20 protein-coding genes and 1 tRNA gene are annotated in these 18,783 nt (G+C 62.8%); 4 read left to right on the forward strand and 17 right to left on the reverse strand.

Annotated elements, in window-relative coordinates; translation table 11 throughout:
• Nucleotides 1–47 precede the first annotated feature (47 nt).
• Genes EHW12_RS26035 through EHW12_RS26045 form a run of 3 tightly spaced genes read right to left on the reverse strand, consistent with a single transcriptional unit; the run spans nt 48 to nt 2,937 of the window.
• Nucleotides 48–674 carry an LUD domain-containing protein gene (locus EHW12_RS26035; protein WP_058037934.1) on the reverse strand — a complete coding sequence of 209 codons (627 nt, stop codon included), beginning with the start codon at nt 672–674 and terminating at the stop codon, nt 48–50.
• Complete coding sequence (locus tag EHW12_RS26040) at nt 671–2,191, reverse strand: LutB/LldF family L-lactate oxidation iron-sulfur protein (protein WP_047272064.1); 1,521 nt, start codon at nt 2,189–2,191, stop codon at nt 671–673. Before EHW12_RS26040 ends, EHW12_RS26035 begins: the two co-directional genes overlap by 4 nt.
• Nucleotides 2,188–2,937: a (Fe-S)-binding protein gene (locus EHW12_RS26045; RefSeq protein WP_003940529.1), complete on the reverse strand. Its 750-nt coding sequence runs from the start codon at nt 2,935–2,937 to the stop codon at nt 2,188–2,190. The genes EHW12_RS26040 and EHW12_RS26045 overlap by 4 nt, the downstream gene beginning before the upstream one ends.
• Before the next feature lie 98 nt (nt 2,938–3,035).
• On the opposite strand from EHW12_RS26045, the gene EHW12_RS26050 reads away from it, so the two are divergent.
• On the forward strand, nt 3,036–3,746 hold the full coding sequence (locus tag EHW12_RS26050) for an FCD domain-containing protein (RefSeq protein WP_125052071.1): 711 nt from the start codon (nt 3,036–3,038) through the stop codon (nt 3,744–3,746).
• 53 nt (nt 3,747–3,799) lie between these two features.
• Nucleotides 3,800–3,873: transfer RNA gene (locus tag EHW12_RS26055), tRNA-Met, on the forward strand.
• A gap of 97 nt (nt 3,874–3,970) precedes the next feature.
• Here the strand turns inward: EHW12_RS26055 and EHW12_RS26060 are convergent.
• Genes EHW12_RS26060 through EHW12_RS26095 form a run of 8 tightly spaced genes read right to left on the reverse strand, consistent with a single transcriptional unit; the run spans nt 3,971 to nt 10,946 of the window.
• On the reverse strand, nt 3,971–4,597 hold the full coding sequence (locus EHW12_RS26060) for a TenA family protein (RefSeq protein ID WP_058037937.1): 627 nt from the start codon (nt 4,595–4,597) through the stop codon (nt 3,971–3,973).
• A complete protein-coding gene (locus EHW12_RS26065; protein WP_003939869.1) occupies nt 4,594–5,346 on the reverse strand; it encodes a glutamine amidotransferase in 753 nt (250 codons plus the stop codon). The genes EHW12_RS26060 and EHW12_RS26065 overlap by 4 nt, the downstream gene beginning before the upstream one ends.
• Nucleotides 5,339–6,430: a phosphotriesterase gene (locus EHW12_RS26070; RefSeq protein WP_228232250.1), complete on the reverse strand. Its 1,092-nt coding sequence runs from the start codon at nt 6,428–6,430 to the stop codon at nt 5,339–5,341. The genes EHW12_RS26065 and EHW12_RS26070 overlap by 8 nt, the downstream gene beginning before the upstream one ends.
• Nucleotides 6,385–7,428: an ABC transporter permease gene (locus EHW12_RS26075; protein ID WP_003939698.1), complete on the reverse strand. Its 1,044-nt coding sequence runs from the start codon at nt 7,426–7,428 to the stop codon at nt 6,385–6,387. Before EHW12_RS26075 ends, EHW12_RS26070 begins: the two co-directional genes overlap by 46 nt.
• Complete coding sequence (locus tag EHW12_RS26080; protein ID WP_003939830.1) at nt 7,425–8,195, reverse strand: ATP-binding cassette domain-containing protein; 771 nt, start codon at nt 8,193–8,195, stop codon at nt 7,425–7,427. Before EHW12_RS26080 ends, EHW12_RS26075 begins: the two co-directional genes overlap by 4 nt.
• Nucleotides 8,196–8,197: 2 nt before the next feature.
• Nucleotides 8,198–9,205 (reverse strand): substrate-binding domain-containing protein, encoded by a 1,008-nt coding sequence (locus EHW12_RS26085; protein WP_019745494.1) that lies wholly within the window; start codon nt 9,203–9,205, stop codon nt 8,198–8,200.
• Nucleotides 9,202–10,101: a PfkB family carbohydrate kinase gene (locus EHW12_RS26090; RefSeq protein WP_125052073.1), complete on the reverse strand. Its 900-nt coding sequence runs from the start codon at nt 10,099–10,101 to the stop codon at nt 9,202–9,204. The genes EHW12_RS26085 and EHW12_RS26090 overlap by 4 nt, the downstream gene beginning before the upstream one ends.
• Nucleotides 10,102–10,103: 2 nt before the next feature.
• Entirely contained in the window at nt 10,104–10,946 is an 843-nt protein-coding gene (locus EHW12_RS26095) for a BtpA/SgcQ family protein (protein ID WP_003940276.1), read from the reverse strand.
• A 234-nt stretch (nt 10,947–11,180) separates the two neighbouring features.
• Between EHW12_RS26095 and EHW12_RS26100 the strand changes: the two genes are divergently transcribed.
• Entirely contained in the window at nt 11,181–12,206 is a 1,026-nt protein-coding gene (locus EHW12_RS26100) for a LacI family DNA-binding transcriptional regulator (protein WP_003939717.1), read from the forward strand.
• Here the strand turns inward: EHW12_RS26100 and EHW12_RS26105 are convergent.
• The 4 genes from EHW12_RS26105 to EHW12_RS26120 all read right to left on the reverse strand — a co-directional run bounded on the left by EHW12_RS26105 (nt 12,167) and on the right by EHW12_RS26120 (nt 16,264).
• A complete protein-coding gene (locus EHW12_RS26105) occupies nt 12,167–13,171 on the reverse strand; it encodes a M20/M25/M40 family metallo-hydrolase (RefSeq protein WP_241199048.1) in 1,005 nt (334 codons plus the stop codon). The two genes, EHW12_RS26100 and EHW12_RS26105, sit on opposite strands and share 40 nt — an antisense overlap.
• A 103-nt stretch (nt 13,172–13,274) precedes the next feature.
• The gene (locus tag EHW12_RS26110; protein ID WP_042924965.1) at nt 13,275–13,892 is read right to left on the reverse strand and encodes a sortase; all 618 of its coding nucleotides are present in this window, start codon (nt 13,890–13,892) and stop codon (nt 13,275–13,277) included.
• Nucleotides 13,864–15,558, reverse strand: a complete 1,695-nt coding sequence (locus tag EHW12_RS26115) for a hypothetical protein (RefSeq protein WP_125052075.1) — start codon at nt 15,556–15,558, stop codon at nt 13,864–13,866. The genes EHW12_RS26110 and EHW12_RS26115 overlap by 29 nt, the downstream gene beginning before the upstream one ends.
• 133 nt (nt 15,559–15,691) lie before the next feature.
• Complete coding sequence (locus EHW12_RS26120; protein WP_125052077.1) at nt 15,692–16,264, reverse strand: peroxidase-related enzyme; 573 nt, start codon at nt 16,262–16,264, stop codon at nt 15,692–15,694.
• A gap of 154 nt (nt 16,265–16,418) precedes the next feature.
• Between EHW12_RS26120 and EHW12_RS26125 the strand changes: the two genes are divergently transcribed.
• Complete coding sequence (locus EHW12_RS26125; protein ID WP_042446982.1) at nt 16,419–17,297, forward strand: AraC family transcriptional regulator; 879 nt, start codon at nt 16,419–16,421, stop codon at nt 17,295–17,297.
• A 63-nt stretch (nt 17,298–17,360) separates the two neighbouring features.
• Here EHW12_RS26125 and EHW12_RS26130 read toward each other — a convergent pair whose 3' ends face one another.
• Together EHW12_RS26130 and EHW12_RS26135 are read right to left on the reverse strand one after the other, a co-directional pair.
• Nucleotides 17,361–18,008 (reverse strand): CoA transferase subunit B, encoded by a 648-nt coding sequence (locus EHW12_RS26130; protein ID WP_007730017.1) that lies wholly within the window; start codon nt 18,006–18,008, stop codon nt 17,361–17,363.
• Nucleotides 18,005–18,751, reverse strand: a complete 747-nt coding sequence (locus EHW12_RS26135; protein WP_030536554.1) for a CoA transferase subunit A — start codon at nt 18,749–18,751, stop codon at nt 18,005–18,007. The genes EHW12_RS26130 and EHW12_RS26135 overlap by 4 nt, the downstream gene beginning before the upstream one ends.
• Nucleotides 18,752–18,783: the final 32 nt, after the last annotated feature.

An 18,783-nucleotide genomic window follows, 5' to 3' on the forward strand; every position in this document is an offset into this window, starting at 1 on the left:
TAGACGCTGATGAGGCCGCCTGCCTGTGAGTTCCCGCTCGACGGGAATCAACCGTCGACGATGACGACGTGAAGATTCCTCGGACCATGGACACCTTCGACGCGCTCGAGTTCGATGTCGGAGGTCGCCGACGGGCCGCTGATCATGGTGGTGGGGCGCTCCGGTGTCAGCTTCGCAATCGCCTCCGGCACTCCCACTTCCACACTGCTGCGATACACGACGCAGATGTGTGTGTCCGGTACCAGTGTCAACGCACGGCGTCCCTGCGATGGACCGGCGTCGAGGAAGATGGTGCCGGTTTCGGCGCACGATACCTTCGAGCCGGTGACAACGGCGTCGAGGTTCTCGAGTTCAGGAGCCGGTACGTCCGGGCTGTCCACCACCAGCGTTCCGTCGAATCCGGCTACCCATGATCGGTCGAGGCCGGCGGGGATCCCCAGAGTGTGTAGTCCGTGCTCTCTCAGTATTCCGGCGACGGCCTCGGCGATTTCTGTTGCAGCGCAATGGTGAACGTGCGCCTTGTAGTCCACCAGACGGTCGACGAACAAATCGATGAGTTCCTCGTCGGACATGGTTCTGCCAGTCCGGTAGTTTCGCGGTATCTCGCCTTCGCGGGCGGGCGCCAAGGTGATGGCATCACGAATGCGTCCGAGCACCACGTCACGTGAATTCATCTGTCTGCCTTCCCGTCACGACGAGCCTCGTCCAATGCCGCGCGGCCTTCGTCGGAGTCCCACCAGGATCGGAAGGTCTGCTTGGGCGGTGCGGGAATGTCTCTGGCAGCTGTCCAACCGTTCAATGGAGGTGGCAACGTAGAGATCTTCCCTTTCCTGCCGGCCACGACGCGTCCGAGCCCGGCAGCTTTCTGAGCCAACGTCCACCGGCCCTCGGTCGACATCGCCAGAGAGGCGGCTTTCATCGCCAAAGACTCTGCCGTGACACCGGATTGCTCGACCTTCTGGTGCCGCAATTCGACGAGCAGCGAGGGTATGTCGATCTTGACCGGGCAGGCGTCGAAGCACGCACCGCACAGACTCGAGGCAAAGGGAAGCGTCGAGTTGGGATCGTCTTTGCCATGCATGCCCGCGAGCTGCGGAGTCAGCACCGCGCCGATCGGTCCCGGATAGGTCGATCCGTAGGCGTGACCGCCGGTGCGCTCGTAGACCGGGCACACGTTCAGACACGCCGAGCACCGTATGCAGCTCAGGGCTTCCCTCCCGATCTTGTCGGCAAGCGCGGCAGTCCGACCGTTGTCGAGGAGGACCAGGTGGAACTCCTGTGGACCGTCGTCGGGCGTGACGCCGGTCCACATGGAGGTGTACGGGTTCATCCGCTCCCCCGTCGAGGACCGCGGCAGCAGTTGCAGGAAGACCTCCAGATCCTGATACGTCGGCAGAATCTTCTCGATGCCCATCACGGTGATCAGTGTTTTCGGCAGGGTCAGGCACATTCGCCCGTTGCCCTCCGACTCCACGACGGTCAGAGTGCCCGTGTCCGCGATGCCGAAATTGGCGCCGGAGACGGCGACCGGCGTCGTCATGAACTTGTGGCGCAGAAACTTTCGTGCAGCAGCGGCAAGTTCGGCCGGGTTCTCCCCGAGGTTGGGGTCGACATCTGGCATCTCACGAAGGAATATCTCCCGAATCTCGGACCTGTTGCGATGGATCGCGGGAACCAGGATGTGCGACGGTTTGTCGTGGCCGAGTTGGACGATCAATTCCGCGAGATCGGTCTCGTAGGCGGTGATTCCGTGGGCTTCGAGATGCTCGTTGAGACCGATCTCCTGCGTGGCCATCGACTTGACCTTGATGACCTCGTCGGAGCCGGTGGCTTTGACAAGTTCGGTCACAATGGCGTTGGCCTCGTTGGCATCCGCCGCCCAATGCACATGCCCACCGCGCGCGATGACTGCAGCCTCGAACTGTTCGAGCAGTTCCGGCAACCGCGCCATGACGTCGGCCTTGATCGCCGAACCCGCGTCACGCAGCTCTTCCCAATCGGGCAGCTCTCCAGTCACGTTGATGCGCTTGGCACGGATGGTGTGCGTCGCCTTGCCGATATTGCGTCGCAGTTGCGCGTTGGCCAGCTCGTGATGTGCTGCGACGGGGAATTTCTCAGTACCTCGCAGGAACCCTGCACCCTCGGGCGACCTCGGCGGGAAGCTGGGCAGACCCAGCGTCACAGCGCTCATGCGTGCACCCGGCTTTCCACCGACGCCAGAATCTCCGCGAGGTGAATGGTCTTGGCGCCCATCTGCAGTCGTGACATACCGCCGCCGATGTGCATGAGGCAGGACGAGTCTCCGGCGCTGCAGAATTCGGCGCCGGTGTCCGCAACGTGGCGAATCTTGTCCGCGAGCATGGCCGTCGAAGTCTCCGCATTCTTGATGGCGAAGGTGCCGCCGAATCCACAGCAGGAATCTGCTTCGGGGAGTTCGACCAGATCGATGTCGCGGACGTTGCGCAGCAACTGAAGTGGCTTGTCCCCCACCCTCAACATGCGCAGTGAGTGACAGGTCGGGTGATAGGTGACCCGGTGCGGGAAGTACGCGCCCACATCGGTGACCCCGAGAACGTCCACGAGGAATTCGGAAAGCTCGTACGTCTTTGCCTTCACGGTCTGCACCTGTCCACACAGCGACGCGGTGCCGTAGCGCTCGGCGACGATCTCGTGTTGATGACGGACCGAACCGACGCACGACCCCGATGGTGCGACAACCGCGTCGATCGACGCATCACCGAAGGTGTCGGCGTAGTTCGCGACCAGCGGTAGTGCGCCCGGCTGATAGCCGGTATTGACGTGCATCTGCCCGCAGCAAGTCTGCCCGGACGGAAACACGACGTCGTGCCCGAGACGGGTGAGCAGGAGGGCGGTGGCCTTGACGGCGTCGGGAAACATCGTGTCCCCGATGCAGGTGGCGAACAGCGCTACTCGCATGTGGTTCCCCGCAATCTGTCGGTGTGGTCTGACCACAGTAATACATCCCCGTACAGGCCACCCCATAAACGGCGTCCACCCGGTTATGCTCTTGCCTCATGCCGACCGAGCCGAGCCCGCGAGCGTGGGAACAAGTACTGAGCCACCTCGAACGTCGGCTCGTTTCAGGCGAGGTGTCTCCTGGCCAGCGCCTGCCGGGAGAGAGAATTCTGGCAGCAGAGTTGGGCGTCGGACGGTCATCGGTCCGAGAAGCGTTGCGGGTCATGGAAGCACTCGGCCTCCTCAAGGCGCAGACTGGCTCCGGCCCGACGTCCGGCGCGATGATCGTGGCCAAACCGACCGGCGGTATGACCATGCTGATGCGGATGCAGGTTGCAGCACAGGGCTTTCCGGTCTCGGATGTGGTGAAGACACGACTCGTTCTCGAATCCGAGGTGATGCAGTCCCTGGCATCGCGGACCCCGGCACCCGACCTCCGCGCGGCCGTCGAACTGCTCGACTCGATGGAGGACGCAGCTCTCTCGGCCGGGGAATTCTTGCTACTCGACGCACAGTTCCACGTGGCGCTCGCCGACGCGGCGGGCAATCAGGTGATCGCAGCCATGATGACCGGCCTGCGCGAGTCCATCGAGGCCTACGTTCTCGCGGGCGTCCAGATCGACAGCTGGCCGAGCACCTGCAGGCGACTGCGTGACGAACACCGAGGATTGGTGGATGCGGTCAACGCGGGTGACGGCGAACTCGCACGTCAGCGCATAGTCGGACACATCCGCGGTTACTACTCGGAAAGCGCGCACTCCAGCCGGTGACAGGGGGTGGTAATTGCGCCTCCAGAAGTCGTGTACTGTTGGTTTCACACCGACGCGGGGTGGAGCAGCTCGGTAGCTCGCTGGGCTCATAACCCAGAGGTCGCAGGTTCAAATCCTGTCCCCGCTACAAAGAAGAGGCCCGTAGGTTGCGAAAGCGACCTACGGGCCTTTTGCTGTGCGCCTTTATTAACCGCCGGGGGTTAATAAAGGCGCACAGCAGTACCTCACACCACCACGTTGTGAAAATCGATCTCTGCGACCAGCATGCCCGAGAACCACCGATCCAGGTCCTCGTCGGTGACGGACTCGGGCATGGCGTCCACCTCGCACGCCAGCACCGCCACCTGAGACACGAACGGCGGAGCGACATGCATGTCCACCCAGTCCTGCAACGCTGGTTCGCGATCTACCTTCACTGCCGCCGCCTCCCGGCACCACGACAGATACAGGGTTTCCGCGGCGTACATGCCCACCAGCGCCGCCGCCCTGCCCTCTTCGCGAGCGAGAGTCAAGGCGTGCGTCGACAGCACGGCCGACTCCTCGACCAGCGCCGCTGCGTCACCCTCGTACGGGAAGCGGGAACGCAACTGCGCGAAATACTCGCGCTGCTCGCCCACCAGGTTCGACATCGACGTCACGTGGTCGAGCGCGTCGTCGAGCGTCGGGGATTCGGCGACCACCAACCCCAACACCTTGACGGCCGTCAGTACGAATGCCTCTTCGATCACGAGGTACCGGCGGAATCCCTCATCACTCAACGTCCCGCCGATGGTGTCCTCGATGAATGGAACCGCCCGCGCGGCAGCGAGATTACTCTGCTGCCGCGCGAGCAGGTCTGAGGAGCGACTCATTCGCCGGCGACCCAACTGATCAAGCCGTCGAACAGGTCGGTGTATCCGGGCCACTGCTCACAGAACTCCGGCGGAGCCCAGTGCGGCGAGCAGTCCGAGGTGAAGACGATCGACCGTCCGGCGCCGTATTCACCGGCAGCGACAAGCGGATCGCCGTTGATGGTGGCGGGAACCACGGCACCGTCCTTCGCGACGACGCGGTTGTATCCCAGGAGCGCCGGCCAGGAATCGCCGGCACCACCGAGAGCCGGGTGAGCAGCATCGACGACGGTGGGAACGATCCCAGCCGGTGTCTCGACGCGATCGTCTTCGGCCAGCATCGTCACGGGCAGTACCTCGGCGATCGCGGTCTGGCGGAAAGCTGCTCGCGCCTGGAACCCGGAGAACGAGAGGTAACCACCGATCATCATCAGTGAGCCGCCGGCGTTCACCCAGTCACGAAGCGCGACAAGGCGATCCTCGCCGGCGCGGAACTGGTCGAACACGCCGGGAGCCAGCTGCAGCGAGTTCGCTCCGATGTCGGAGAGAACGACGACGTCGAACTGCGACAGTGCTTCTGCGGTACCGGGGAACTGCGTCGGCACCAGGTGTGCGGGCATGTGTGTCACGTCGTGGCCACGTGAGGTGAGCGCATCCCGAAGCGGGCCGACTCCCTCGACGTAGGAATGGACACTGAACTCGTCGACGCCCTTGACGTGCGTCGACGTCGTCATCCAGCTCTCGCCGGCGATCAGTACTCGTTTACCCATGACTGCTTCTGTTTCCTTTCGCGGCCTGCTCGAAGAGCGACCTCGGGTTGTCTCGCATCAATGCGGACACTTGCTGGGGATCTACGCCTGCGCGCACCAATCGGGCGGCGAAGGCGAGTGGTACGTAGGAGAATCCGTTTCCGCCGTGCTTTCTGAGCATTGATTTGAGGAAGAGGTCGTGACTGAGCAGGAGCTGTGATGCGTGACCGGAGGTGACCAATCCGGCTACCGCAGTGGCTGTTTCCGCCGGATGCGGAGAAAGACCCTCGCCGGGGAAATCGAAAGGCATCCCGATCATGTCGAACTCGAGAAAGACACCGCGGTCGGCGAGCGATCGTTGGTAGTCGGCGTCGTGTCCGGACGGGTCCATGTGGCACAGGACCACTGCTTGCGGATCGACGCCCATCTCGTCGACCACGATGTCGACGACGTGATGTCCCACGCGCTGCCAGCCCGGAAGGTGGACGAACAGGGGCACGTCCACCTCGCGCTGGGCGATGCATGCCGCCCGCAACGCTTTCGCCTCGTTCTGAGTGAAGAGCGGGGAGACTCCGATCTCCCCGATCACGCCAGGAGCCAATTCCTTTGCCGGATCGAACTCCTCGACGAGCGAACCTGCCAGATCGTCGACACCGAGTTCGTGGACCTCGACCGGATGGGTCGTCTCGAGGTACCACCCTGAACCCATGATCACTCGCACGTCTGACTTTCGCGAGAACTCCGCCAGCTTCTCCGGTGCCCGGCCCAGTCCCGGCGGTGTCAGATCGACGATCGTCCGACCACCGAGGCGGGCGAAGTCCGCAAGGTCTTCCACCACGGCCGATCCGTCGTCGACTCGACAATTGTCGAGACTGTAATACGGATTGTCGTGAAGAAGCCAGGCATCCTCGGCGCGTACCGGACCGGCCAACCGCTGTGCCACAACCGGATCCGGGGCCTCGGTGTACGCACCGGTGACGTCGTTGTGCAGATGTTCGTGTGGGAGAACCAGTCCGAGTTCCGAGCTGTCCACGGTTCCCGTGACAGTACGAACCTTGCTCATGAGCGTGCAGGCCCCGACGGTGCGGACTGCAGGTGTCGCCACAGCGCGCTCAGTGTATGTCCGCGCATGTTGATCCAGATGGCCAGTAGCAGAACGACACCGGTGATGATCGGCGTCAGGAACGGGCTCACGCCGAGCAGGGTCAATCCGTTGGCGATGATTCCGGTCAGGACGGCGCCGATGACGGTACCGATCACGGTGCCGCGACCGCCGAAGAGATTGGTGCCACCGAGAACCACCGCGGTGATCACGGTGAGCTCGAATCCCGTTGCGGAGTTGGCCGAACCCGAGCCCAGTCGAGCCGCGATCAGCAGTCCCGCGATACCGGCAGCCAAGCCGGTGAAGACGAGCGTCATCATGAGCACACGACGCGTGTTGACGCCGGACCGTCGCACGGATTCGACGTTGGAGCCGATACCGGTGACATAGCGCCCGAAGCGCATGCGGTTGAGCGCAATTGCTCCGATGACCACGACGACGAGAGCAATCCAGGCGCTGGCGGAGAACCCGAGGAACTCAGCAGTTCCGAGCTTCGCGAAGTAAGTGTCGGCAGGAACCGGAACGGAGAATCCTTCGGTCCGATACAGCGCGATACCGCGAATGACGGACATCGTCGCCAGAGTCACGATGAACGGCGGAATACCCTGATAGGCAGCGAGCCATCCGTTGACCAGGCCCCAGGCCGCACCCATCACCGGGGCGGCGACGAAGACCAGGGACGAATCGACGCCGGCCTGGATAAGCTCGGCACTCATCGCCGCGACGAACGCGACGATCGCACCGACGGACAGGTCGATCTGACCTGCCGTGATCACGAAAGTCATCGCCACCGCGATGATCAGAACCGGAGCGATCTGGGTTGCCAGGTTCGACAGGTTCGTGAATGTCAGGAACGACGACGTGGTCGCCGAGAAGACGGCTGCGACAGCAACTGTCACCGCCAGCATCGCGAGGGTGGGCTTGTTGACGCTGTCCCACAAGGAGGGTTTCGCGGCGAGCTTGCGCTCGATCGGCGCCTGGGTCTTCTCGAGAGTGGTCATGCCGTGGCTCCCTGTGTTGCTGCCGATGTCCGTTGCGGCACCGGAGTTCGAGTGATGAGTCCGACGAGGGACTCGATGTTGAGGTCGCCGATCGGAACGTCGTCGACACTCTGCCCCTCGTACATGACCGTGATTCGGTCACACACGCGGAACAGGTCCTGCAGGCGGTGTGTCACGAGAATGACGCCCACGCCGGCCGCTGCGACGTCCGTGATCAGCTTGAGCACCGACTCGACCTCGGCGACGGCAAGCGCTGCGGTGGGCTCGTCGAGGATCAGTACGTCTGGGCGGAAGGAGACTGCGCGGGCGATCGCGACGGTTTGCCGCTGTCCGCCGGACAGTTGCCCGATCTCCTGGTAGGTCGACTTCACCTTGACATGCAGGTCGGCGAGAATGTGAGCCGCCTTCTCGTGCATGGCATGCCGGTCGAGGAAGGGGCCTTTTCGCGGTTCTCTGCCGAGGAACAGATTGCTGGCGACGTCCAGCGTGTCGCACAGAGCCAGATCCTGGTAGACGATTCCGATCTTCTTCTGCTGGGCGTCGAGAGGCGTCGAAAAGCGCACTGGTTCACCGTTGACGCGCATTTCGCCGCCGTCGTGCTGAACCGCACCGGCGAGAATCTTCATCAGAGTGGACTTACCGGCGCCGTTGTCGCCGACCACTCCGAGTACTTCACCCTTCGCCAGCCGAAGGTCCACTCCTTGAAGGGACTTCACCGGTCCGTACGACTTGGTGATGCCCGAGAGTTCGATCAGTGGAGGTGCCATGATTACTTCTCCAAGTAGTACATGTAGTCGGCCACGTTCTCCGGGGTCACGATCTGGGTGGGAACCGGGATGTTTGCCGGAGCGCCGCGTCCGCAAGCCAGGTCGATTGCCGAATTCATTGCCTCATGGCCGAATTCGAAGGTGTTCTGCTGGACCACGCCTTTAAGCCAACCGGCTTTGAGTCCGCCTACCGCCTGATCCGAAAGATCCCAACCGACTGCTTCGATGCGATCCTGCGCCTTCTGACTGTTGACCGCCGCGACGAGACCGATCAGTGCCGGCTCACCGGTTGCGTAGACGTACTTCATGTCGCCACCGCCGGTCAGCAGGTTCTCCGCTGCGGTCTGTGCGTTCTCCTGAATGTTACGTCCGTCCACGACGGTGCCGACGGTCATTCCGCGGCCGGTCACGGTCTCCGTGAAGCCCTTCTGCCGCTCCAACTGGACAGTACTGTTGAGCGCGCCGACGATACCGACCGTTCCGGTGTTGTTCGCGACGTCGGCCAAGGTGTTTCCGATCTTGGCGCCACCCTCGGCGTTGGCCGTACCGACCTGAGTCGACAGTGCCGGATCGTCGATGGTCGCGTCGACCGCGACGACGGGGATGCCCGCGTTCTTGGCCTTGACCACCGACGGCTTGATTCCGTCCGTGTCGATTGCATCGACGATGATCGCGTCGACTCCGGCGGCGATCAGATTGTCGAAGGCGTTGGCCTGCGCGACGGAATCGTCGTTGCCGCTGATGATCTGCAGGTCGACGCCTGCCTTGTCCGCGACGTTCTTCGCGGCATTGTTGATCTGGTTGAAGTACAGCGCCTGGAGGTTGATGGTCACCAGACCGACCTTGAGCTTGCCGTTCGTCCCGTCACAGCTTTCGGCGACCCGGGTCGGCTGCGGGATGGACGAGCCCCCCGATGCGTCCTTCGAGTCACTCGACGAAGCCGAGTCACAAGCGGTGAGCGTGAGCGCGACTGCAGCTCCCAGCGCCAGAGGCAATGCACGTTTCATCATCGAGTCTCCAAAAGGGTGTGAGGGGTCAATGTTGCTGTGAAGCTGTCCAATTCATCTCGGGTGGGGCATCCGCGGGGGCCTGCGGTGGCGCAAGCCAATGCAGCCGATGCCCCGGCGAGTCGTGCGGCGTCCACCGGTGATCGCCCGGCGTCGACAAAAGCGATGTACGTACCGCCGAAGCAATCACCGGCCCCGACTGCATCGACGACGTCGACCGCTACTGCCGGTTCGCACGTCACCTCGCCGTCCGGTGTGGCCAGTGTCCAACCTCGCGAGCCGTCGGTCACCAGCAGATGGGTGTGGTGCTCGGCGGCCAGAGTCTGCCACTGGTCGAAACCGATCCCGAACTCGCCTTCCCACAGGGCACGCCCTACGACGACGTGGTCGGCCAGAGCGAACGCGCGCAGTGCCGCGGCTTTGTTTTCACAACCGTCCAGATCGATTACCAGACTTACGCTTCCCGGTAGTTCATCCGGGAGGAAGACCGCACGGTATCCGTCGAGGAACAGTCGTCCACCGCCGGCAGCGGCCAATCGGGTGACGACAACTCCGATGCGTTCGGCATCGTTCGGGTCGTCCTGGCTGATGATGGAGCGATCGCCGTCCTGCGCGATGAGAACAACTGCCGTCGACAGGAACGCATCTCGCGGCGACCAACTGGTGTCGACGCCGTCTGCCTCGAGGGCTTCGAGAAACTCGGTGGACCGCGCGTCCGGGCCCACGGCACCGGCAAAGATCACTTGCGCGCCCATTCTGGCCGCGGATACCGCAGCATTTGCATTCATTCCACCGTCGATCTGACTGATGGCCGTTGCCTGAACGCGCTCACCGAGTACCGGTACGTGTGGGACATGTACCGTCACATCGTTGTTGGCGTATCCACAAAATACAATCATGGTTACTTTCCTGCGGCCCGGGACAGTTCGCGGACCTTCTCGCCTGCGACCCGTCCCCACCAGCGTCCATTGTCCTTCACCGAGGATGCAACTATCGCGCCGTCGCATTCCTTCATCAGCGCTGCGACATTGGCAGCCGTGATGCCGGAGCCGATGATCACCGGAAGAACGGTGTTGTCTCGGATCACGGAAACCTCGTCGACCGAAGCGGCGTCACCGGTGCGCGAACCCGTCGCGATCAGAACATCTGCGTCGAAGAACTCGGCGTCTTCGGTCTGTTCCGCGACAGTGCGGTCCGCGACAATGGCATGCGCACCGTGTTTGACGTGCACGTCAGCGAAGATCCGGACCGGGTCGGCGCCGATGCGATGGCGGAAGCGCGTCGTCTTGGCGGCCTGGCCCTCGATGAAGCCCTCATTGGCAATGTAGGCATTTGCCCACTGATTGACGCGCACAAAACTCGCGCCTGCCGCCCACGCTGCGGCCACTCCGCACTCGCCGGCGTTGGACAGGATGCTGACGCCGACAGCCTTGCCGAACTCGCCGACCACCGCTGCCGTGATGACTCCCATGCTCGCGGCGGTTTCGTATCCGTGTTCGCCGGGCTTGAGGAACGGTATGTCCCAGTGATTTTCGACGATCACACCGTCGAAACCGTTGTCGACATACGCGTGTGCTTCCTCGACGGCGAAGCGAGCAATTTCCGAAACCGGCTGCCCGGTGTAGTGCGGGCTGCCCGGCAGGGCCGGGAGGTGAATGGCCCCGATGAGAGATGGCGTGCCAGTGAACATCTCTGCCAGCGCCGAGGGCTTGGGCGGAAAGACTCCGAGCGGTGATGCGGTCACTTCAGCTACCCCATTCCATGCGCAAGATTTGCGCTGTATGTCCATGCACAAGATCTGCACACGATGTAATCGATTGCCTTGATGAATTAGCAGGTTATGCGATCAACACCGGGTTGTGTCAAGGATTTCACAATTCGAATTTGTAAACGATTGCCTCAATCGCGTTACATGCGGGACACTGGACCGCGCGGTTCGATAACCTCGGACCCGAATCGAGCAGAAAACGGGGGACGCATGCGCAAGGCGACCATTCGCGATGTCGCGGAACTGGCCGGGGTGTCGACGGCCACCGTGTCGCGGGCACTGTCCGGATCCCGCCCTGTCTCGGACGAGCTTGCAGCGACGATCAAACGAGCCGCGGATTCTCTCGGATACTCGGGAAACATCATCGCCAGCTCGCTGCGTCGTAATCGGACGGACACTGTCGGAATGGTGGTTCCGAGTATCGCGAACCCCTTCTTCACTTCGCTGGTGGTCAACGTCGAACACGTCCTCGCTCGGCGCGGACTACAACTGTTCCTGTGCGATTCTCGTTCCGATCCCGACGTGGAAGCGCAGCGACTCAAGTCGCTCGTCTCCCGGCAAGTGGACGGAATCATCATCAGCCCGTGCCACGGCGAACTGAGTGCCGAGGCCGTCCGAGCCAGCGCGGCAACGCTTCCGGTCGTTCAACTGGACCGGTTTGCAATGGATACCCAGACGGACTGGGTCGGCGTCGACGACGACGCCGCTCAATCCCTGGTGATGGAGCATCTGTCGGAGCGTGGCGCGCAATCAGCCGCCTTCATCAGTTCCGAGCTGACCAATTCGTCAACAGAACTTCGCCGGGCCGGCTTCTTCCGCCACGCGGATCGAATGGGCATCGAAACTCGTGACGAGTGGACACAACTCGGCGAGTACTCGATCGAGTGGGGGCGCACGGCATCCAACATCATCCTGACCGGCAAAACTCGCCCCGACGCCCTGGTCTGCGCCGACGACTTGATCGCACTTGGCGTGTTGCAGACGTGTCACACATTGGGCATCGACGTTCCCGGCGACGTTCTGGTCACCGGTTTCGACAACATCCCATTCTCCGAATTGTGCAACCCACCGTTGACCACCGTCGGGCAGCCGCAGGAAAGAATCGCGGAAGAAGCTGTGCGACTTCTGGATCAGGCGATGAACAACTCTTCCGAGTCGACAGCCCACATCGCGCTTGCTCCTGAACTGATTGTCCGTCAGTCCACCGTCGGCCAAGCGGCGGCAACCGCACCGTAAGCAGCGTTCGCATCGTCCAGTTCGGAAACCTTGACGCTTTCGTTGGCCGCATGCATCAGCGAGGGAGTGCCAGGGCCCCAGATCACGACGGGAGCACCAGGGGCGGCGGCGGCCAGTACCGAAGCGTCGGTGAAGTACGAAACCGGTTCGGTTGCAACAGGGATAGGCAGGGTGGCCAACCACGGGTCCGACGCGTCGGTACGCACACCTCCCAGATGAATCGACGTCTCCACCGAGTCGACTTCTGGTTGGGCTCGCCACCACGCGAGCAGGTCGGCGCCGTCTCCCACCGTGCGGTGATCGATCACCGCACGTGCACTGTCCGGCACGATGTTCGGAGCCGAACCCCCGCCGACCAAGCCGAGGTTCCAGGTTTCGGCACCCAGAAACGCGTCGGACGACAGCGGAAGCTCACGCCGGGCTCGGTCGACGACGTCAAGCAGTTTGAGGACGGCGTTGGTTCCTCGCTGCGGTGTACTCCCGTGCGCGGCTTTTCCTTTGACGGACACTTCGAGCCACAGTGCGCCGCGGTGCCCCAGGTTGATTCGGTTGCCCGTCGCCTCGGGAACGATGACGGCCCCGACCTCGAGATTCGCCACGGCGTCGGCCGAACGAACAGCCCCGAGCGATCCGATTTCCTCGTCGCTCGTCAGCAACAGCGCGACCGGGACTCCACGTTCGAAGGCTTCGACAACCGCGGCAGTAGCGGCAACAAGGCCGGCCTTCATATCCGATGTCCCTCTGCCGAGGAACAATTCGCCGTCGACCTGTGCGGCGTACGGGTCGAACTCCCAGTCGGAGACAGTGCCCACTGGCACCGTGTCCACGTGGCAGGCGAACAGGAGTCTGGCTGCCGAGGGTGCAGCTTCGTTGGTGATCAAGGCCCAGGGATGATTGCCGGTCAGGTCTGACTCCACCTTCGCCTGTGGCGCACGTGAGAGAACCAACGAGACAATCGAATCCATCGCCCGCCGTTGAGGAGCGGCCTCCCCGAGACCGTGTCGAGAGCTACCAGTTCCGAGAGAAGTCCGAGGGAATCCATGTACCTATTCTTGCACTGCCACGGATTCAGTGCGCTGCCAGCTGGGCGATGACAACGTAATTGTCGTCGGTCGACTCTCCTTCGACGACATCACAATTGGCGAGGATCAGCCGTCCCGGAACCGATTCGCGCAACTCGTGAGCGCCCAGCAGCGAACCTTTGTGCAGCGGCCCGACTGTTTCGACGTCATACTCGAGTGTGCCGTTCGGTGTACCCAGGAGAATTCGATCGCCCGGCTCCACTACCCGGAGCGCCCGGAACGGTGCTTCGCGAGTGGTGTAGTTGTGGCCGACCACCACAACTGTTTGTGTGGTCGACGTTCCCGGCATTCCGCTTTCACCCCACCACACCGGCAGTTCGTCGACGGGATTCAGTTGCTGCCCACTCTCGCCGCCGCGCATCAGTTTCTCCGAGTGCAACGGACTGCTCAGGTACGTGACCCCGGACGCAGACCTCAACTCGACCCTTTCGGGTTCTGCCGGATCGACGGTCACCGAAGCCGGTGCAGCCGCGATATGCGACTGCACCGGCGAGCGGTCAGGTAGCGATCCCGCGTTCTCGCCCGAACATCCGGATACGAGGAGGGCGAGGATCGCTACCGCCGAGAGGCCGGCGCTACGCAGACGTGTTGCCCGGGCCGTCATGACGCTTGCGACGAACAACCACCGTCGTAGCTGCTGCGGCGGCAGCGCCTACGACACCGACGCCGATCAGTACAGCCGGCAGGTTGGAGTTGCTGCTACCGCTGGTGCTGCTTGCAGTGTCGCCGAGAGCAAGGTCGACCGGGGGCAGGCTTCCGGCGAGCGCCGGATCGCCGTCGGCATCGGTGACGTAGTAGTCGACGACGTCGAAGGCTCCCTTGTTGTTGTAGTAGCCGACCAGCTTGACGCCGGTCTTGTTCACTACAGCGGTGGTCTCGTCGACCTTCGTGACCCCGGAGCCGTCGTCAGTGTGCTCACCGATGATCACTTCACCGCCGACGCCTGTTCCGTTGTCGATCTCCTTCTCGCCCTTTGCCTTGAGCTCGTCGACGATCTTCTGCGCTGCATCCGCTTCGGCCTTTGCGGCGGCTGCAGCGGCCTGAGCTTCCTTGGCCTTTGCTGCCGCGGCGTCGGCTGCGGCCTTCGCGTCTTCGGCGGCCAGGTAGAGATCCTGCGCTTTCTTGCTCGCCGCTTCGGCAGCTTCGGCCTTCTTGGCGGCTTCGGCAGCCTTTTCGTCGGCGATGGCTCGCTTGTCGGTGGCAGCCTCGCCCGCAGCATCGGCTTCGGCCTGGGCCGTCTCCGCGGCCTTCTGCGCAGCGTCGGCATCCTTCTGCGCGGAAGCCGCAGTAGCCGCCGCTTCATCTGCGGCCTTACGGGCGGCGGTAGCAGCTTCTACCTCGGTGGCAGCTGCGGACTCGGCTGCCTTGGCCGTGGTTTCAGCGGCGGTGGCCACCTTCTGAGTTTCCTTGACGGTGATCGCGAGCTGCTTGGCGTTCCAAGCCGCGGCCAGCGCCTGAGCCTTAGCGACGGCTGCCTTCGCGAAATCCCAGTTCTTGAAGGCTTCCTCGGCTTCCTTGTTCTTGTCCGCAACCAGCTTGGCGTTTGCATCCGCGGCAGCCTTCGCCTCATCGGCCTTGGCCTGCAGAGCATTAGCCTCGGCGCGCGCCTTTGCTGCCTCTTCGGTCTTGGGCCCCGAACCGGCGGCCTTCGCAGCCTCCTCGAGTTCCGCAGCCTTGGCTGCGGCCGCGTCGGCTTCTGCCTGAGCTGTTTTTGCTACCTCCTTGGCATCGGCCGCCGCGGACTCCGCAACCTTGGCCGCCTCTTCGGCTTCCTTGGCAGACTGTTCCGCGGCCCCGGCCTCCGCCTTGGCCTTGGTCGATTCGACCGCCGCCTTGGTTGCCTCGACGCTCGCCTGGGTCATTGCCTCGGTCGCCTTCACCGAAGTGTCTGTCGCTGCGGACGAGTCGACCCCTGCCGTCGCGGCTGCTTCGGCGGCCTTCGCTGCCGCGTCGGCAGCTGCCTTGGCTTTTGCTTCGGCTTCCGCCAGTGCTGCAGCGTCCGTACCAGCGGTTTCGGCACTGCCCGTGCCGGCGACCCCGGCTTCAACCTTCTCCGGCGTGGTCTCGGTGCTCGTCGCCGCGTCGGCGTCGGTGGTGGCAGCTGCCTCTTCCTCGGCGCAGGTCACCAGCGGATCAGCGCTCGGGGTACACACGGTTTCCGGCTCTGCCGATGCAATTCCCGTGCCGCCCACCGCCAATCCGAGAGCTAGTACGGCACCGGCGGCCGCAGAGCGGACCCTCCGAGAATGGGCGATGGACTTCTCCGACATAGCGCTCAACCTTTCGGCCTTCTTTACGAAGACGGCAATTCCGGCGTGGACAGCCTTTACTTCGTCGGCTGACTTCCAGACGTTACGACCGGTCGGTCCGAAAAATTGAGAGCTGCTGCTCTACCCGCAAGAATCAGGACCGCGGAACGCGCCCCATCAGGTAGAACTCCGGATTGGGCAGCATGCCGGAGAAACTCGCCATGCGATTGCTGAGCCCGAAGAATGCAGTGATCGCGGCGATGTCCCACGCGTCCTCGTCGCCGAAGCCGTGCACACGAAGGGCGTCGAAGTCGGCGTCGGCGATTTCGTGTGAGGCGGAGTTCACCTTGGTGGCGAAGTCGAGCATCGCGCGCTGACGATCGGAGATCTCTGCGGTGCGATAGTTGACCGCAACCTGGTCGGCAACCAACGGCTTCTTCTCGTAGATACGCAGAATTGCGCCGTGCGCGACAACGCAGTACGTACATTTGTTGGCCGCAGAGATCGTGGTGACGATCATTTCTCGATCACCCTTGGTGAGTGCGGAATCTTCCTTGAGCATGATCGCGTCGTGGTATGCGAAGAATGCCCGGAACTCGGCTGGGCGCCGAGCGAACATCAGAAAGACGTTGGGCACGAACCCCGACTTCTCCTGGATCTCGAGAATCTTGGCGGCGATGTCCTCGGGCACCTCGGTCAATTCAGCCTGCGGAAAACGGATGCTCACTGTGCCTCCTGGTCAACCATCGATGTTCGATTCAAGATAATGATGATTAACTGAGTTGTCCAGATGCATTTCCTGCCCTACTTTTTCGGGCACGGATAGTCGGGTACGGCCCAAGTGATCTGCGTAGCGTGAAACCCGTGAACAGGAAGACACGATGATCGACGGACTGAACCGCGCGCTCGACTACATCGAAAGCAATCTGAGCGGCGAGATCGAGACAGCCGAGATGGCAAGGCTGGCAACCACCTCGGAGTATCACTTTCGGAGGATGTTCTCGGCCCTGGCCGGCATTCCCGTATCCGAATACATCCGTCGACGTCGACTCACCCTGGCTGGTGCCGAGTTGTCCGTCAGCAGATCAGGAGTGTTGGAGACCGCCGTGAAGTACGGCTACTCGTCCGCGGAGGCCTTCACACGAGCGTTCACCGCATTTCACGGCGTGAGCCCCGGCGCGGTCAAACGCGCTCCCGCCGTTCTCAAATCCCAACAGAAACTTGTCATTCACGTGACACTGGAAGGAGCCACACCGATGGACTACATGCTTGTGGACAAACCTGCCCTGACGGTAGTCGGGTTCAAGACCCGGGTTCCATTGGTTCACGAAGGTCCCAATTCTGCGATCGAAGATTTCACCCGCTCCGTGGACAAGGTTGCGTTGCGAGGGTTGCGCGAGCTCTCCGATCAGGACCCGGCGGGAATCGTCAGTGTCGTCGACAATTTGGCGCATCCCAGAACCGAAGGCACAGAACTGGATTACTACCTGGGAGTGGTCACCGGCAAACCTTCACCCACGGGTTTCGATGTGCTGACGGTCGACGCACACACGTGGGCCGTCTTCACCGCCGACGGGTCGGAAATCGAATCTGTGCAGTATTTGTGGCGAGATATCTACACGGAATGGTTCCCTGCCAACCCTTTTCGCTCCGTACCTGGTCCCGAGATCATGCGTACCGAATACAACGACGATTTCACCGTCGCACGGTTCGAGCTCTGGATTCCGGTCGAGAGCGAGCTGAGCGACGTCGGGGCGTAAAACAGCCGCCAGGTCGGATGGAAGTCACGACCCGGCGGCTGAGCCATCAGATGAAACAGACTGTCAAAGAATCAGTTTCGCTCCGGTAGCAGCAACCACGTCCTCGACGCTGATGCCCGGCGCCGTCTCCACCAGGCGGAGACCGTCGTCAGTCACGTCGATCACGGCCATGTCGGTGATGATTCGCTGGACGCAGCCCTTACCGGTCAGCGGAAGCGAGCACTCCTCGACGATCTTGTGCTCACCCTTCTTCGAGACGTGCTCCATCATCACGATGACGCGCTTTGCGCCGTGGACCAGATCCATCGCGCCGCCCATGCCTTTGACCATGTGGCCAGGGATCATCCAGTTCGCGAGGTCTCCGGTGGCACTGACCTGCATGGCACCGAGCACGGCAACGTCGACCTGGCCGCCGCGGATCATGCCGAACGACGCTGAGGAGTCGAAGAACGACGCACCGGGGAGAACGGTGATGGTCTCCTTGCCCGCATTGATCAGCTCGGGATCGAGTTCGTCCTCGGTCGGGTACGGCCCCACGCCCAGAACGCCGTTCTCCGAGTGCAATACAACGGTGATATCGGTCGGGAGGTAGTTCGGAACCAGCGTCGGCATACCGATGCCGAGGTTCACGTACTGCCCGTCCTCGAGTTCGCGCGCGACGCGGGCCGCCATCTCTTCGCGGGTAAGTTTGGTGGGTAGTACAGAAGTCATGCTCGTACCGTCCGATTCTCGATGCCGACCGTCACGGGGCCGACGTGGACAACACGCTGAACGTGAATGCCCGGCGTGTGGATCTCGGCGGGGTCGAGCTCACCCGGCTCTACGAGGTGCTCGACCTGCGCAATGGTGATGCGCCCCGACGTTGCTGCAGCCGGATTGAAGTTCTGGGTACTCGCGCGGTAGACGAGGTTGCCATGCCGGTCACCTTTCCAGGCATGGACCAGTGCATAGTCGGCGACGATGCCGCGCTCCATCACGTAGGTGACGCCGTCGAAGTCACGAGTTTCCTTGGGCGGACTGGCAACTGCGATGCCGCCGCTGCCGTCGTAACGCAGTGGCAGGCCGCCGTCGGCGACCTGGGTGCCGACGCCGGCCGGGGTGAAGAACGCGGGGATGCCCGCTCCCCCGGCGCGCATGCGCTCGGCGAGCGTGCCCTGCGGCGTGAGTTCTACTTCCAGCTCACCAGAAAGGTACTGACGCGCGAACTCCTTGTTGGAGCCGACGTACGAGCTGACAGTACGACGGATACGCCCCTTCTCCAGAAGCACTCCGAGCCCGAACCCGTCGGTGCCGCAGTTGTTGCTCACCGTTTCGAGTGATGTCGCGCCCTGCTCGAGGAGCGCATCGATGAGGATTTCCGGCACTCCGACGAGCCCGAAACCTCCGACAGCGATCGTGACGCCGTCCGGCACGTCGGCGACGGCCTCGGCAGCAGTGGGAATGACTTTGTCCATCATGTCGATCACAGTAGCGCGACCCGTACGTA

The sequence above is a fragment of the Rhodococcus sp. NJ-530 genome (genome assembly GCF_003860625.1).
Lineage (GTDB): Bacteria > Actinomycetota > Actinomycetes > Mycobacteriales > Mycobacteriaceae > Rhodococcus_F > Rhodococcus_F qingshengii.